Source organism: Paracoccus sp. (in: a-proteobacteria) (assembly GCF_046289755.1).
In the GTDB taxonomy this organism is placed as follows: Bacteria; Pseudomonadota; Alphaproteobacteria; order Rhodobacterales; family Rhodobacteraceae; genus Paracoccus.
Genome location: NZ_JBKBVD010000001.1, coordinates 50681 through 65260, shown reverse-complemented (window position 1 = coordinate 65260; position 14580 = coordinate 50681). Strand labels below are relative to the sequence as shown.

12 protein-coding genes and 1 tRNA gene are annotated in these 14580 nt (G+C 68.1%); 7 read left to right on the top strand and 6 right to left on the bottom strand.

Going from position 1 to position 14580, the window contains the following annotated elements; all coding sequences use genetic code 11:
- Positions 1-28: 28 nt before the first annotated feature.
- Complete coding sequence (locus tag ACK41U_RS00290) at positions 29-766, top strand: alpha/beta hydrolase (protein WP_409674296.1); 738 nt, start codon at positions 29-31, stop codon at positions 764-766.
- Positions 767-802: 36 nt separating this feature from the next.
- Here the strand turns inward: ACK41U_RS00290 and phaZ are convergent, their stop codons facing one another.
- The gene (gene phaZ, locus ACK41U_RS00285) at positions 803-2146 is read right to left on the bottom strand and encodes a polyhydroxyalkanoate depolymerase (RefSeq protein WP_409674294.1); all 1344 of its coding nucleotides are present in this window, start codon (positions 2144-2146) and stop codon (positions 803-805) included.
- Between the two features lie 621 nt (positions 2147-2767).
- Between phaZ and phaC the strand changes: the two genes are divergently transcribed.
- The 4 genes from phaC to ACK41U_RS00265 all read left to right on the top strand — a co-directional run bounded on the left by phaC (position 2768) and on the right by ACK41U_RS00265 (position 6309).
- On the top strand, positions 2768-4549 hold the full coding sequence (gene phaC / locus ACK41U_RS00280; RefSeq protein ID WP_409674292.1) for a class I poly(R)-hydroxyalkanoic acid synthase: 1782 nt from the start codon (positions 2768-2770) through the stop codon (positions 4547-4549).
- Positions 4550-4737: 188 nt separating this feature from the next.
- Positions 4738-5208 carry a Phasin gene (locus ACK41U_RS00275; protein ID WP_409674290.1) on the top strand — a complete coding sequence of 157 codons (471 nt, stop codon included), beginning with the start codon at positions 4738-4740 and terminating at the stop codon, positions 5206-5208.
- Positions 5209-5353: 145 nt separating this feature from the next.
- Positions 5354-5932, top strand: coding sequence for a polyhydroxyalkanoate synthesis repressor PhaR (gene phaR, locus ACK41U_RS00270; RefSeq protein ID WP_409674288.1), 579 nt, complete (start codon positions 5354-5356; stop codon positions 5930-5932).
- 77 nt (positions 5933-6009) lie between these two features.
- Positions 6010-6309, top strand: coding sequence for a tyrosine-type recombinase/integrase (locus tag ACK41U_RS00265; protein ID WP_409674286.1), 300 nt, complete (start codon positions 6010-6012; stop codon positions 6307-6309).
- Between the two features lie 47 nt (positions 6310-6356).
- Here ACK41U_RS00265 and ACK41U_RS00260 read toward each other — a convergent pair.
- The 4 genes from ACK41U_RS00260 to ACK41U_RS00245 all read right to left on the bottom strand — a co-directional run bounded on the left by ACK41U_RS00260 (position 6357) and on the right by ACK41U_RS00245 (position 10099).
- Positions 6357-6446: transfer RNA gene (locus ACK41U_RS00260), tRNA-Ser, on the bottom strand.
- A 222-nt stretch (positions 6447-6668) separates the two neighbouring features.
- On the bottom strand, positions 6669-7610 hold the full coding sequence (locus ACK41U_RS00255; RefSeq protein ID WP_409674284.1) for an MvdC/MvdD family ATP grasp protein: 942 nt from the start codon (positions 7608-7610) through the stop codon (positions 6669-6671).
- The gene (locus tag ACK41U_RS00250) at positions 7607-8452 is read right to left on the bottom strand and encodes a hypothetical protein (RefSeq protein ID WP_409674282.1); all 846 of its coding nucleotides are present in this window, start codon (positions 8450-8452) and stop codon (positions 7607-7609) included. Before ACK41U_RS00250 ends, ACK41U_RS00255 begins: the two co-directional genes overlap by 4 nt.
- 126 nt (positions 8453-8578) lie before the next feature.
- A complete protein-coding gene (locus ACK41U_RS00245) occupies positions 8579-10099 on the bottom strand; it encodes an SARP family transcriptional regulator (protein ID WP_409674280.1) in 1521 nt (506 codons plus the stop codon).
- Between the two features lie 105 nt (positions 10100-10204).
- On the opposite strand from ACK41U_RS00245, the gene ACK41U_RS00240 reads away from it, so the two are divergent.
- Both ACK41U_RS00240 and ACK41U_RS00235 read left to right on the top strand, forming a co-directional pair.
- Positions 10205-11263 carry a phosphatase PAP2 family protein gene (locus ACK41U_RS00240; protein WP_409674278.1) on the top strand — a complete coding sequence of 353 codons (1059 nt, stop codon included), beginning with the start codon at positions 10205-10207 and terminating at the stop codon, positions 11261-11263.
- Positions 11254-13113: a hypothetical protein gene (locus tag ACK41U_RS00235; protein WP_409674276.1), complete on the top strand. Its 1860-nt coding sequence runs from the start codon at positions 11254-11256 to the stop codon at positions 13111-13113. The genes ACK41U_RS00240 and ACK41U_RS00235 overlap by 10 nt, the downstream gene beginning before the upstream one ends.
- Before the next feature lie 264 nt (positions 13114-13377).
- Here the strand turns inward: ACK41U_RS00235 and ACK41U_RS00230 are convergent, their stop codons facing one another.
- Complete coding sequence (locus ACK41U_RS00230) at positions 13378-14574, bottom strand: ABC transporter permease (RefSeq protein ID WP_409674274.1); 1197 nt, start codon at positions 14572-14574, stop codon at positions 13378-13380.
- Positions 14575-14580 lie beyond the last annotated feature (6 nt).

The window sequence follows — 14580 nt, the reverse complement described above, 5'->3', positions numbered from 1 at the left end:
ATGCCGATGAACTGAAAGAGAGGCACGGATGAGCAACTATCTGGACACAGCGACGGGGCGGCGCATCGCCTATCACCGGACGCAGGGTGGCGGCCCCGGCGTGGTGTTTCTGGGCGGGTTCAAATCCGATATGTCCGGCACCAAGGCGCTGCACCTGCAGGATTGGGCCGCGTGCCGGGGCCGCGCCTTCCTGCGGCTGGACTATTCCGGCCATGGCGACAGCAGCGGCCATTTCGAGGATGGCTGTATCGGAGACTGGGCCGAGGATGCCCGCGCCGCGATCGAGGCGCTGACGGACGGGCCGCAGATCCTTGTCGGCTCATCCATGGGGGGCTGGATCGCGTTGCTGATGGCGCGCCACATTCCGCAGCGGGTCGCGGGGCTTGTCACCATCGCCGCCGCCCCCGACTTTACCCAGCGCGGCTTCTGGGCCGGTTTCACGCCCCGGCAGCGCGAGGTGCTGATGCAGGCCGGGCGGCTGGAGCTGCCAAGTGATTACGCCGACCAGCCCTATGTCATCACCCGCCGCCTGATCGAGGACGGGCGCGATCACCTGATCATGGACCAGCCGCTGCGGCTGGACTGCCCGCTGCGGATGCTGCAGGGCACGGCGGATACGGATGTGCCGATGGGCTGGGCGCTGGATCTGCTGGATCATGTGACCGCGACGGATGCGCGGCTGGTGCTGGTCAAGGGCGCCGATCACCGCTTTTCGACGCCGGACTGCCTTGCCGCCATCGAGCGCGAAATCGAGGCTCTGCCGTAAGGCGAAAAGGCGCCCGCGCGGGGGCGCCTGACATGTTCAGACCGCCATTTTGCTGCTTTCGCCGTCATCGGCGCCGCAATCGGCATCCGGCCCGCCCCGCACGCGACGCTTGCGCGGCTTCACGGCGTCGGGCAGGGACGAGTTCTCGTCGATGAAGTCCAGCACCAGCGGGCGGATGTTCAGCCGCCAGGATTTGCCCGCGAAGATGCCATAGTGACCGGCGCCGTCCTCTAGATGCTGCACCTTCTTCGAATCCGGCACGCCCGTGCACAGATCCAGCGCCGCGACGCATTGGCCGGGTGCCGAGATGTCGTCATTCGACCCCTCGATGGTCATCACGGCGACATCGGTGATCTTGCCGATGTCGACCGGGCGGCCATTCACGCTGAACTCGTTCTTGGCGATTTCCAGGTTCTTGAAGATGCGTTCGACCGTGGACAGGTAGAACTCTGCCGTCATGTCCATCACGGCCAGATATTCGTCATAGAACTTGTTGTGCTTGTCGCCTTCAAAGGCGGTGCCGCGCGCCTCGGCGAAGATCTGGCTGATAAAGGCGTTGGTGTGCGTTTCGGCGTTCATTCCGATGAACGACGACAGCTGCGCCAGCCCCGGATAGACCATCCGACCGGCGCCGCGATACTTGAAGCCGACCGACTGGATGACCAGATGCTCCAGCTCGCCCATGGTGACGCGGTTGCCGAAATCGGTCACCTCGGTCGCGGCGGCATCGGGATCGACCGGCCCGCCGATCAGCGTCAGGGTGCGGGGCTGGGCGGCGGGGTCGTCCGCGGCCAGAATCGCGGTGGCGGCCAGCGCCAGCGGCGCGGGCTGACACACGGCGATCACATTGGTGTCAGGGCCCAGATGGCGGATGAAATCGACCAGATACTGGGTGTAATCCTCGATGTCGAACTTGCCCTCGCTGACCGGAATGTCGCGGGCATTGTGCCAGTCGGTGACATAAAGCTCGCAATCGGGCAGCAGCGAAGTCACGGTCGAGCGCATCAGCGTGGCATAGTGGCCCGACATCGGCGCGATCAGCAGCACCTTGCGCGGGCGCGGCTCGCGCCGGGCGACACGGAAATGGATCAGATCGCCGAAGGCGCGACGCACGACGGGTTCGACATAGACGATATGGTCCTGCCCGTCCTCGCCCGGAATCGCGGGAAGCTGCCAGCCGGGTTTGGTGACCATGCGCGCAAAGCTGCGTTCGGTCACCCGGCCCCATGCCCCCATCAGCTTGAACGCCGGATGCGGAACCATGGCGAAGGCCGGGTAGGACGCCAGCGCCCGCGCCGTCGCGCCCAGCCACTCATTCGTGTTGCGGATCGTCTCCATCGCGTCGTACGAGACGATCCCCTTGAGACCCTTCATCGGCATTCCGGTCACCATCTGCTGCGTTGGCGGAGGCCGAGGGGCACCGGAAAAAGCCGGGTTTGCGCGTCCTGCGTCCTGCGCGTATCATTGCCAAACGTCTAGGGGGGAAACTGGAACATGGCAAGCAACTCGACCCGTCCGGGGAAAGATCCGTCAATACCAGTCGGCAAAAAGGCAACGACCCGAAAGGCGGGCGGGGTCGCCGCGACAGAGAATGACAGCGCCCCGGCCAAGGCTGCGCCAAAGGCCAGCCCTGCCGCAAAACCAAGGGCTGCGGCCAAGGCGGGCGCTGCTGCTGCGCGGTCAACCGGCGCGGCAAAGGCCAGCGCGGCGACGCCCACCAGCGCTGCCGCAAAAAGAGGATCTGCCGCAAAAGCAGGCCCTGCGGCGACGGCTCCGGCCAAGCCCGCGGTGCGCCGCAGTCGCAAAGCCGCGCCAGCCACGCCAGCCGGGCAGGGGGCCGCGACGGCACCTGCCAAACCTGCGGCGCAGCCTGCGACCCGGTCTGAAGCCCGGACCGCCGCCTCACCTGCGGCCAGAACTGCCGCGCCCGCCTCAGCCCAGCCCGCCTCAGCCGCGCCGCCCTCCGAGGCTGTCGATGAGGGGCGCGCGGCGGCACAAGACATGCTGAAACAGCTTGCGCTGACCGGCCACGCGCCCACGGCCAAGAAGCTGGCCCAGAACATCGAACGGATCGAGCTGCTCAGCACCCGCCTCATGTCGGCTCTGGTGGATCGCAGCCCGCCCAATCCCGGCGTCGAGGGGCCGGGCCCTGACCTCTACATGACCGCAGCCGAGGCATTTCTGAAGACGCTGACCGATCATCCCACCAAGCTGATCGAACAGCAGGTGAATTACTGGGGCGAGACGCTGAAGAACTATTCGCTGGCGCAGGCGGCGCTGGTCAAGGGCCGGCTTGCGGCGCCCGAAGATGACGGCCCGGCGGACAAGCGGTTTGCCAATCCGCTGTGGACGACGCATCCCTATTTCAACCTGATCAAGCGCCAGTACCGGACCAACGCCAATGCCCTGCAAGAGGCCGCGGCCGCGCTGGACCTGCCCGACGGGGTGGCCCGGCGCCGGCTGGACTGGCTGACCGCGCAGATCATCGACATGATGGCGCCGACCAATTTTCTGGCCACCAACCCCGACGCGCTGGAAAAGGCGATCGAGACCGAAGGCGAAAGCCTTGTGCGGGGCCTCGAAAATCTCGTGCGCGATGTGGAACAGCATGGCGGCGAGATGGTCGTGTCGCTGGCCGACCGCACGGCCTTCAGCGTCGGCGAGAATATCGGCACGGCGCCGGGCATGGTCGTGCATCGCACGCCGCTGTTCGAACTGATCCAGTACACGCCCTCGACCGAGACGGTCCATGCCGTGCCCTTGCTGATCATTCCGCCATGGATCAACAAGTTCTACATCCTTGACCTGAAACCGCAGAACAGCCTGATCCGGTGGCTGGTCGATCAGGGCCACACCCTGTTCGTCGTCAGCTGGAAAAACCCCGATGCCAGCATGTCCGAGACCGGGCTTGAGGATTACATCGCCGCCTATCTGGACGCGATGGATAAGGTGCGCGACCTGACGGAGCAGCCCAAACTGAACGTCGTGGGCTATTGCATCGCGGGCACGACCCTGTCGCTGACGCTGGCCCTGCTCAAGGCGCGGGGCGATGACCGGGTGAACTCGGCCACCTTCTTCACGACGCTGACCGATTTCTCGGATCAGGGCGAATTCACCACCTTTCTGCAGGACGATTTCGTCAAGGGCATCGCCGATGAGGTGGCCCGGCACGGGCTGATGCGGGCGCAGCTGATGTCGCGCACCATGAGCTTTCTGCGCGCCAATGATCTGGTCTGGGGGCCTGCGATCCGCAGCTATATGATGGGCGAGGCGCCGCCCGCCTTTGATCTGCTGTACTGGAACGGCGACAGCACCAACCTGCCGGGCCGCATGGCGATGCAGTATCTGCGCAGCCTGTGCCAGCAGAACGCCTTTGCGGGCGAGGGGTTCGATCTGATGGGCCACCGGCTGCATCTGTCCGATGTCTCTGTTCCGCTCTGCGCGATCGCCTGCGAGACCGATCATATCGCGCCGTGGAAGGACTGCTGGCGTGGCGTCGCGCAGATGGGGGCCGCCGACAAGACCTTTATCCTGTCGGAATCGGGCCATATCGCGGGCATCGTCAATCCGCCCAGCAAGAAGAAATACGGCCATTACGTGGGCCCGCCCGCATTCGATTCGGGGCATGAGGGCTGGCGGGCGCAGGCCGCGTTCGTTCCGGGCAGCTGGTGGCCGCATTGGGGGGCCTGGCTGGCCGCGCGCGCAGGCGGAAAACTGCCTGCGCGGGAGGCATCCGAGGGGCTGGAACCCGCCCCCGGACGGTATGTCCACGAGCGCGCATAGCGTTCTTTCGGCCTGCAAGTCTGCTTATCAAAGGCTTGCAGGCAACCGCCTCACTTTGTAACAGTTTATGCTGCGGTGCAGAAAAAATACTTGAAATGCTGCACTGCGGCATTCATATTGGTGGAACGATATGATTGGCGGCTTCCGAGGCAAACAGCCCCCGCGCCGCAAGCTCAGGAGTAGTACAGATGGCCAAGACCCCCGATTTCGCAAAAACGATGCAAGACATGATGGCGAACTTCCCCATCGACACCACCTCGCTGCAGGAAGCGATGAAGTCGCAAAGCCTGCTGGCCGAGAAGCTGGCCCGCGTTGCGCTGAGCGCCGCCGAGCGTTCGACCGAGATTTCGGCCCAGTGGGCCAAGGACTCGATCGCCCGCGCCGGTGAACTGGCCGCTGTCCGTGAAGAGCCCTCGGAATACACCAAAGCCATGAGCGATTACGCCTCGGCTTCGGCTGAAATGGCCGCCGAGCACATGGCCTCTTACGCCGAAGTGGCGAAAAAGGTTCAGATGGACACCGTTGACCTGATGCTGACCGCTGGCAAGGACATTGCCGCCGACGCACAGAAAGTCGCCGAGAAAGCCGCCCGCGAGACGCAGGCTGCGGCCAAGAAAGCGACCACCACGGCGACTGCCGCGACTGCCGCTGCGAAGTAATTCCACGAATTCGTTTTCTGTGGTGTTATTTTAGCCGGTGAAAGTTCCGGGCTGGGGCGGGTTTATCCCGTCCCAGCCTTTTTTTGTTTTGCCTTTTCCCCTGCCAGCTTTCATCATGCCCGGACGGAACAGCAAGGGGGCCGTGATGGCCGCATCAAGCGAGCCGCTGCTGATCAAGCGCTATGCCAGCCGCAGGCTCTACAATACCGAAACCAGCGATTACGTGACGTTGGAGGATATCGCCCGTTTCATCCGCGATGGCCGCGAGGTGAAGATCATCGACCTGAAGTCGGGCGATGACCTGACGCGGCAATATCTTCTCCAGATCATCGCCGAGCATGAAAGCCGCGGCGAAAGCGTGCTGCCGATCGACGTGCTGACCGATCTTGTGCGCAGCTACACGCCCAACGCGCAGTCGGTTGTGCCCCAGTTTCTGGCCGCCAGCTTCGAGATGCTGCGCGACGGCCAGTCCAAGCTGATGGAGAACATGGCCTCGATGCCGAATCCGATGGCGACGATGCCCGGCTTTGACGCGTTGCAGCGCCAGCAGCAGATGTTTCTCAAGGCGATGATGGGTGGCTGGCGCGGCGGTTCCGGTCCCGAGCCTGATGAAATGACCGATGCGGGCGCCGCCCCCCCGGACGGTGCTGCGCCCGAGGGACAGGACATGGCCGAGATCCGCCGCCAGCTTGCCGAGCTGCAAAAGCGCATCTCGAAGCTCTGACACCCGCATCGTGCGCAGGTGCAGGCACGGGATGCCGGAAGGCACGTTCCATCACCTGAAGGGCGGAATATTCCGGGATGGCGATGCCCCGGGCCAGGCGGCTGTTGGCCGCGCAGATGTTCGACGTGGGGCGCGATCGCCAATCGGTACCGAATGGCCTGTCGCCTCACGGGCTGCGCAAAGCCACCCGCCGCCGTCTGGCAGAAACGGGATGCAGCGCACACGAAATCATGGCTATTTCCGGCCATCGATCGCTGGCCGAGGTGACGCGATATACCGTCGCCGCCAGCCGAAAAGACCTCGCAGTGCGGGCAATGCTTGCGCTGGGACGATCAGACGACGAAACTGCAACTGTCAAACCCGCTAAAGCAGTTTGACAATCTGCCCCGCAAGCGGCTGATAATCAACAGAAATTTTAGGTAGATGGCGGAGCGAGAGGGATTCGAACCCTCGAGACGGTCTCCCGCCTACACACTTTCCAGGCGTGCGCCTTCGACCACTCGGCCACCGCTCCGTTGGTGCCGTCTAACGCCTCGCGCCAAAGCGTGCAAGATCGATATCGGGGTCAATGCGCGGGGGCCTGACCAGGACGAATTCTCGGGCCACGGCCGGCCCGGTGCAGTCTGCATTGACCCGGGCGCAGGGCGGTCAGGGAGGCGGTCCGGTCACAGCCGGGCGTGGCAGACGACACCGCGATGCCCGGCGGATGAACAGGACGCGCCCCGCACATCAGGGCTCAGGCCGCCGCCCGCAGGCCCGCCATCTGCATCAGCTCACTGGCCATGGCCCGCGCGATCGGCTGGCCGGTCTGCTCCTCGACAAACAGGAACTGGCCGGCCGGATTGATCTCCAGAAAGCGCAGCCGCCCGTCGGGTTGCTGGCGAAAGTCCAGCGCGCCGTAGACGAGGCCAAGATACTCCATCAGGATATGGATGGCGGAAATCGTCGGCTTGGGCAGGGCGGCCGGGCGGATGGTGCGGTTGTCGTTCATGCGGCGATTGTCGGGGAAACGGCCCGCGCCGGTGTCGATCTCGGCGGCAAAGACCTGACGCCCGACCACCGTGACCCGGATGTCGCGGCCCTCGATCCGCTGCTGGAGGATGGCGGGCGCATGGCGCAGCTGCTCGATCTCGGCCAGCTCGGCTTCGCGGATGCGGCAGGTCTCGCGCCGGTGGTGCCGGCTGCCCGCGAAGGGCTTGCAGATCACGTCGCCGCATTTTGCGACAAAGGCCCGCGCGGTCTGCGGGCAGGTGGTGATGATCGTCTCTGGCGGGTCCAGCCCCAGTTGCCCGGCCAGCCGCAGCTGCCAGCTTTTGCGGCTGGCGGCCTCGTCCAGAACGGGCGGGTTCATCCAGACCGCAGGCATGGCCTGCCACATCCCGGCCAGCGCCTCGGCGCATTCCGAGGCGGCGAAATCCTGCGCCTTCAGGCCGGGCTCGAACGCCAGCGGCTGTGGACGGCGCCACCAGACGGCGCCGACGGTATCGAGGTCGATCACGGTGCCGTCGTCATCGCTCCAGCCCATCTGGCTGGAATGGGCGTCATAGCGCAGGACCAGCCGGGCGGCTTTGGGAAAGCGGCCAAGGTTCAGCAGTTGTGCAGGCGCGCGCATCTGGCCCAGATGGTTCAGAACCGCGCGGGCGTGGATGTCTTCGGGATGCGAGATGATGAGGATCATGACAGTCTCCGTCTGATTGGGATGAGCCGAGATGGATGACGAGCCGGCCCCCGCGCGGGAGGATGCGGAGGATGCCGGTTGGGGGCCCAGTCAAAGGCCTGCAGCGCGCGCGAAATGACGGCGACCGAACCTCCCGGCCCGGAAATGCGCAGGTCAAAGATCTGCGCGTCGGGCGCCATGCCCAGAACGTCGGTGGCGCACATATTGCCATGTTCCGACCACGCGCTGGCCTGTGTGCCCCAGCTCGCAACCGGCCAGCCGCCGGTCACGCGCGGGATGCGGCGTGCGGTCTGCCCCGCAATCACCGGGCGGCCCTGCGCGGTGATCCCGCTATCCAGCACTCCTATGACGATCCCGGTGCCGCGATAGCCCCGCGACCAGATCTGGTCCGCCGCCAGATAGCGGGCGACGTCCGAGATGGTGCCGACCGGCGCGTGCGGTGTGCAATCGCAACTGCCGGTGGGGCAGGCGGCCATCGAGGGCGTGTCGCCGACCTCGGGTGCCGCCGCATTTGTCGCGCCCGGATGCATGAACGGGGCGATCCTGGTATCCGGCCAGACCCGCAGCACCAGAGGGTCGGCCTCCAGCGCGCGCAGCTGATCCTGCGAGGCCACGGTGCCGCGCAGAATATAGGACCGGGGCTGGCTGGCAAAGCCCTCGACCTCGGGGTCGCCCGCCATTGCGACAGGGAGGAATTCGGGGTCCAGCGTCAGGGCGCCGCTGGCCAGTTCGGGCAGGGCGTTCATCCCCAGGCTGGGCGACATGCCCGGATCGGCGCGCATCTCCAGAATTAGGCTGATCTGGTCTTGCGTCGCCGCTGACTGCGTTTTGCTGGTGGTCATTCCGGCATCCCCCTGATTGCGGAACTGGCCGCGCCAGTCTCCGCGACTCACAGTCTGCCGCTTGGCCGTGAGCCGCGTGTGAAAGGGCCGTGAGAGGGGGGCGCCGACCCTCTGACAACCCCGGGCTTACAACCCCGAGCGGGTCACCCCCAGCAGCCCGGCGCGTCGAAGGGTGGTCACCGGGTAGCCCGGGCTGGCCATCAGGGGCAGGCTGAAATCCGGCTCGGCCCGGCGCAGCGCGGCCAGCGCCTCGGCGGCCCCGGCCTCGTCCCGGCGGTGATAGCGCAGCGCGGCCAGCACGCGCAGCGCCGGGCGGCATTCGGGCGCATGGGCCAGCGCGACCTCGGCGCTGGCTTCGGCCTCGGGCAGGCGGCCCAGCCGGATCTGCGCGACCGCCAGCCGCATGCGCCAGCTTGCCTGCCCCAGCGCAGCCAGCGGTCCGGTGACCGCCCGCATGCCGGCGATCAGGGCGTCGCTGTCCCGCCCCGCATTGGTCAGCGCCTGCGACAACGCCAGTTGCGCCATGTCGTGGCCCGGCGACACCCGGCAGGCCAGCCGCGCCAGATCCAGCGCGCCCGCGACCTGTCCGCGCCATGACTTCATCAGCGACGCCACCGACAGCACGATCGGATCACCCGGCGCGGCCTCGCAGGCGCGGTGTGTCAGGGCTTCGGCCTCGTCCAGCAGGGCGCCGGGGTCGCGTGACTGCCGCTCGATGATCAGCGTATAGCGCAGATAGGCGCGCAGCGCCTGTGGCACCGCGCCTTCCGCCCCCTTCAGACGCTGATCGGCGGCCAGCAGGCGCGGGCGCGAAAAGCTGAACAGATCGCCAAGCGGATAGAGCGACCGCGCCGGGCTGCCCATCCGGCTTGCCGTCTGCATGATCGTCAGCGCAATCGAGGCACCCGTGCGGCGCATATCGGTCAGCGCCGCCGTGACCGGGTAGTACTGCGCCCAAAGCTGCGCGCCATCGCGCAGGTCGCGCAGCACCATCATGATCATCAGGCCACCCCGGTCCTGTGACATGCAATGCGCCTCGATCTGCAGGCCGGTCCCGCAGGCAGTTCCGGAACCGGATCCGGCGGCGCCTGCCGCCACCACGCGGGCGGGGATCAGTTGCCCGGCGCGGCCCGCCGCCTCCTGCATCACGCACGCGGCCAGCATGCGCGCCTGCGGACTGTCGGCCTGTGGTTCGGTCAGGACCAGCAGCGGCTGGTCGGGCACGGTGGGGGCGTCTTCCAGCGCAAGGCGGGTGTCGCGCAGCCAGTCCTCGAACTCGGGATCCTCGATCTCCAGCCCTTCGGCGAATTCGCAGGGCGCGCCCGCCGGGCCGGTGACAGGCCGCAGATCGACCGTCACCCGCGCGCGGTCCAGTCCGACCCAGCCTTCGCCCGACAAAAGCACCTCGCGGGCGTCATCCAGCGACAGGCGCAATTCTCGTAATGTCTGGCGCAGGCTGGCGGCGCCCTGCGTCGGGGCGCTGTCGCTCCAGAGCCGGTCCTGCAGGCGGGCGCGGGCCATGCGCAGATCGGGTGCGGTGCCCAGAATCGCCAGAACAGCCCGCGCCTTTCGCCCGCGCGGGGTCATGTCGCGCCCGTCTTCTGCTGTCAGCCGGACCGGCCCCATCAGGCGTAAAATCAGGCGCATGAACTGAAAACCCTACAAAATCCAGACATATGTTACCATAGGTCAACCGAATCGGTGATGTTTTTTCCGGGTCGGACGACAAGGGAACGACCGGGGGGGGACGGGATGACGCTGGCGAATGCCTACAACGCATATAATCAGCACAATCAGCACAACGCGTATAATCAGCATAACCAACACGGCGCCGATGCGTCGGGCGCCGGGTCGTCCACGCTGGCGCAGGCGCTGCTGCTGGCGCGCGACGCCATCGCCCCGATGGGCGGCGTGGCGGTGACGAAACCGGCCCCGCCGGGGCTGACCGCGCTGGAACGGTTGCGACGGATCGAGCCGCAATTCGCGGCTGCGGCGCTGTTGTCCGAACTGTCCGAAGGGGTGCAGATCAAGGCGTCGGCGCGGGCGCTGACGGTTTCGGTGCCGGGCGGCGATCTGCTGCGGCTGACCCGCCCGTCCGGCAAGGATTTCAGGGACGAGGCTCAGCTTGTCGCCGGTTACGCCGAACTGCGCGCCGAACGCATGGCCGAGATCCTGTCCCAGACCGGCCAGATCCTGCCCTTTTTCGGCGCGGTCCTGCCGCTGTCGCCCGGCTGGACGCCCTGCGTGATGCTGCTGACCTCGCTGGTGCAGGACATGGCAACCGCGATGGTGCAGCGCGCCAAGCTGGGGTTCAGCGCGCCGCGCCCGCATGTGCTGTCCCCCGATATCCAGCCGATGATCGACTGCCCCGGACATGCGGCCTTTCCCAGCGGCCACGCCACCCAGGCGTTTGCGCTGTCCGGCCTGCTGTCGGCGCTGAACGAGGCAAAGGGGCCCGACCCGGCCAGCCCGCTGGACCGGATGGCGGCGCGGATCGCGGTCAACCGGACCGTCGCCGGGCTGCACTATCCCAGCGACAGCGCGGCGGGCGCGGTGCTGGGCACCGCCGTCGCGCGCTGGCTGGTGGCGCGGGCGACCGGAACCGATGTGACGGGCCTCGCCCTCGACACCGGCAAATGGGGCAGCGATGCCTCTGGCGGCAGCCGCGATTTCCATCTGCCCGCGCTGTGTCTGGCGTGGCAGAAACAGACCTGCCTGAAGCAGCAGGCGGCGCTGCCCGTCGCCAGGGCGCCCCTGCTGGCCGCGCTGTGGCAGGGCGCGCTGCGGGAATGGAGCAGGCGATGGGGGTGACGCCTGTGCCCCTCGGCTGGGTGCCCGCCGCCCGTGCCGGGCAGGACCGGCTGGGCGATGAGGGCGGGCCGCTGCTGGACGAGATGCTGTCGCAGCGCGCCCCTTCGCCGCGCCCCGATCTCCACCCGGCGCAGCGCAAAGCCCTGCGCGCGCTGATCGGGTCGGCCTTCGGGCGTGAAATCCCCGATCTTTTCGACCCGGTTCTTGCCCATCTGCCGCAGCTGATCCCTGCCGATGCGATCGTGCCGCCCAGGGCCCCCAAAGCCGATGAGGGCCGGTTTCTGCACAAGCGCGCGCGCCCGTCTGATCCCGGTCACGCGGCGATCGTGGCGGTGATCGACCACGCCATCCCCTTTGCGCATCCGCTGTTCACGACCGCCAGTGGCCACAGCCGTGTCGCCGCCATCTGGCTGATGGACGCCATCGCATCCGAGCACCGGCCCGATATTGCCTTTGGCCGTGAACTGCGCGGCCCCCGGATCGACGCGCTGCGCCGGCCCGGCGATCCCGACCATGCCTATCGCGACTGCGGGCTGATGACGCCGGGCCGCTCGATGGTGATGGCGGCGGCGGCCAGCCATGGCGCGGCGGTGGCCGCTCTGGCCGGGGGTCATGACCCGCAGGACGACGCCGGGCGCCAGCACCCGCTGCTGGCCGTGTCGCTGCCCCGGATCGCGCTGGCCGAGACCTCGGGCAGTCTGGCGGCGCCGTTCATCTGTGCCGCCGTCGCCTTTGTTCTGGCGCGGGCGCGGGCGCTGGCGCGTGAACTGTCGGCCAAAGCCGGAAAGCCCGTCCGCCCGCCGCTGATCGTGAACCTGTCCCTTGGCGTGACGGCGGGCGCGGGCGACGAAACCGCGGCGCTGGCGCGTCTGCTGGACATCATCACAGGGCAGAGGCCGGATGATCTGGGTCCGGTCCATGTCGTGGTGCCGACCGGCAACAACCGTCAGGACCGGCTGCGCGCCCGGCTGCGCGCGGGGCAGGGGATCGGCTGGCAGATCCCGCCCGCCGATTCCACCGCCAACGCCATCGAGATCTGGGGCGCTGTGGGCGAAGCCATGCCCCGGATCGGCATCACCACCCCCGATGGCGCGCAGCTTGTCGTGCCGCTGGAGGCCACCGGCGCAGGTCGGATCACCGATGCCAGGGGCGCCACGCTGGCCCGTGTGGTGGCGCAGCGGCGGGGTGGCCCTGCGGGGCGCGCCTGCGTGACGGTGATTGTGCCGCCCACCTTGCCGGGCGCCATCACCGCGCCATGTGCGCCGCCGGGGCCGTGGCGCCTGACGCTGCACGAGGCAGGCCCGTCGGGCTGCGATCTGGCGGTTCACCGCGACGACAGGCTGCGGGGGTTTCGCGGACAGGGGCGGCAGTCGCGGCTGGTCGATCCCGGTTACCGGCAGCGGACCGATGACGGGCGCTGGCCCGGTGCCGACGATCCCGCATCGCCCGGCGCGATCCGCCGCAACGGCACGCTCAGCGCCTATGCGCGCGGCCAGCGTCCGATCCGGGTCGGCGCCAGCCTTGCACGCCCCCCGCGACCGGACCAGCGGGTCAGCCCCTATACCGGGCTGCTGCCCGACGGCGCGCCGGGCGATCTGACCGCACCCGCCGATGCCAGCGCCACGCTTGGCGGGATGCTGCTGCCGGGGATCGCCCCTGCCGGGCGCCAGCGGCTCAGCGGCACCAGCCTGTCGGCCCCGCAATTGTCCCGCTGGCTGGCCGCCGCGCTGGCAGGGGGCCGCACGATCCCCGACCGCAAGGCGCTGGTGCAGGCCCTGAACGGCGCCGCCGGGACAACGCCCGATCTGGGGCTGCCGGCGCTGCCCTGGCGCCACGGCTTGGGCGACTGATTGCCCCGCCGGGCCGCGACTGGGCCGGGGCCGCTTCACGCCGCGCTCACATCCGGTTCACACCCGGCTGCGAAAAGGTGATTCGCGGACGGGTTGTGTGACCGCTCTGCGAACCTGTGGGGGGTTGTAAATGGTAGCTCCGCGGAGGCGGTCCTGCGCGATGTGCCACAGCATGTCGCCGGAGCGCCTCCGCTTTTTTGGCTTCCGACGGCCTGTGCCCCGTCAGATCAACCGCTAATCTGCCCGCGGGGCTGCACGCCCGCGTCACCCATGGGCGCGAAGCGCTGCGGTCAGCGGCAGGCGCGTGGCGCTCAGCGCCGGGATCAGCCCGCCAAGCGCGCCGATCAGCAGGCCCAGCAGCCCCGCGCGCAGCATCACATCCGGCGTCACCGCCAGCTGAAAGGCCATCCGCGCATTGTTCGCCCCCAAGGTGCTGGCCTGCCAGCCGTGAAAGACCAGCCAGGACAGCAGCAGCCCGACTGCCGTGCCGATGCCTGCCAGCACCAGCGCCTCGATCCATGTGGCCCCGAAGGCGGCCAGGCGGCTGAACCCCAGGGTGCGCAGCGTGGCGATCTCGACCCTGCGGTCCGACACCGAACTCATCATCGTGTTCAGCGCCCCCGCCGTCGCGCCAAAGGCCATCAGCGCCGCGAGGGGCCAGCCGAACAGCCGGATCAGATCCGCCGTGCGGGCCGATTGCCCGGCGAACAGATCCGCCTCGGTCATCACGCTCAGGGGGGTCGGGGACAGCGGCGCCAGCACCGCCGCCAGCGCCGTCACATCGCCGGGCCGGTTCAGGCCCAGCCGCAGGGTCTGGACCTCGCCCTGCCGGTCAAAGGCCGACTGCGCGGCCTCCAGCCCGGTCCACAGCTCGGATTCGAACACGCCGCCCTGCGCCGAGAAATGGCCGGTCACCCGCCACTCGACAGCCCCAAGGCGGACGCTGTCGCCGATCTCCAGCCCTGCGACATCGGCGGCGGTCCGCGCGCCCACCACGATTTCGCGGGCGCCGGGGGTGAACATCCGCCCCCCGGTCAGGGTGGTGCCATCGCGCAGCGTCGCGCCTGCCGGGTCCATGCCGCGCAGCGCCAGCGTGACCGCCGCGCCGTCGGGGGACAAGGCCACCGGCTGCACCATCTCGCGCGAGATCACGGGCAGCCCGGACGCATCGCGGCGCAGCCCGACATCCGCGCCCACGGCCAGCAGCGACCGGATCAGCCCGGCAGGTATCTCCGAGCCCGCCTCAAGGCTGGTGCCGCCCCCCAGAACCACCGCGACCGAGGTTGATCCGGTGCCGGTCAGGGTCTGCTCGAAACCGCGTGCCATGGACAGAAAGCCCACCAGCACGCAGACCGCCAGCGCCACCGAGAAGGCCATCGAGGCCGAGATCGCCAGCCGCCGGTGCATCCCGGCCAGATTGGTGCGGGTCAGCACCCGGATTTGCCTGAATTGTGTCAGCATGGTGGG

What these genes read in the sequence shown, in the direction of transcription:
- ACK41U_RS00245 (WP_409674280.1), bottom strand. Translation starts at nt 10,099, where the DNA reads ATGCGCCTGATTTTACGCCTGATGGGGCCGGTCCGGCTGACAGCAGAA.
- ACK41U_RS00230 (WP_409674274.1), bottom strand. Translation starts at nt 14,574, where the DNA reads ATGCTGACACAATTCAGGCAAATCCGGGTGCTGACCCGCACCAATCTG.
- phaR (WP_409674288.1), top strand. Translation starts at nt 5,354, where the DNA reads ATGGCCGCATCAAGCGAGCCGCTGCTGATCAAGCGCTATGCCAGCCGC.
- phaZ (WP_409674294.1), bottom strand. Translation starts at nt 2,146, where the DNA reads ATGCCGATGAAGGGTCTCAAGGGGATCGTCTCGTACGACGCGATGGAG.
- ACK41U_RS00290 (WP_409674296.1), top strand. Translation starts at nt 29, where the DNA reads ATGAGCAACTATCTGGACACAGCGACGGGGCGGCGCATCGCCTATCAC.
- phaC (WP_409674292.1), top strand. Translation starts at nt 2,768, where the DNA reads ATGCTGAAACAGCTTGCGCTGACCGGCCACGCGCCCACGGCCAAGAAG.
- ACK41U_RS00250 (WP_409674282.1), bottom strand. Translation starts at nt 8,452, where the DNA reads ATGACCACCAGCAAAACGCAGTCAGCGGCGACGCAAGACCAGATCAGC.
- ACK41U_RS00265 (WP_409674286.1), top strand. Translation starts at nt 6,010, where the DNA reads ATGGCGATGCCCCGGGCCAGGCGGCTGTTGGCCGCGCAGATGTTCGAC.
- ACK41U_RS00275 (WP_409674290.1), top strand. Translation starts at nt 4,738, where the DNA reads ATGGCCAAGACCCCCGATTTCGCAAAAACGATGCAAGACATGATGGCG.
- ACK41U_RS00240 (WP_409674278.1), top strand. Translation starts at nt 10,205, where the DNA reads ATGACGCTGGCGAATGCCTACAACGCATATAATCAGCACAATCAGCAC.
- ACK41U_RS00255 (WP_409674284.1), bottom strand. Translation starts at nt 7,610, where the DNA reads ATGATCCTCATCATCTCGCATCCCGAAGACATCCACGCCCGCGCGGTT.
- ACK41U_RS00235 (WP_409674276.1), top strand. Translation starts at nt 11,254, where the DNA reads ATGGGGGTGACGCCTGTGCCCCTCGGCTGGGTGCCCGCCGCCCGTGCC.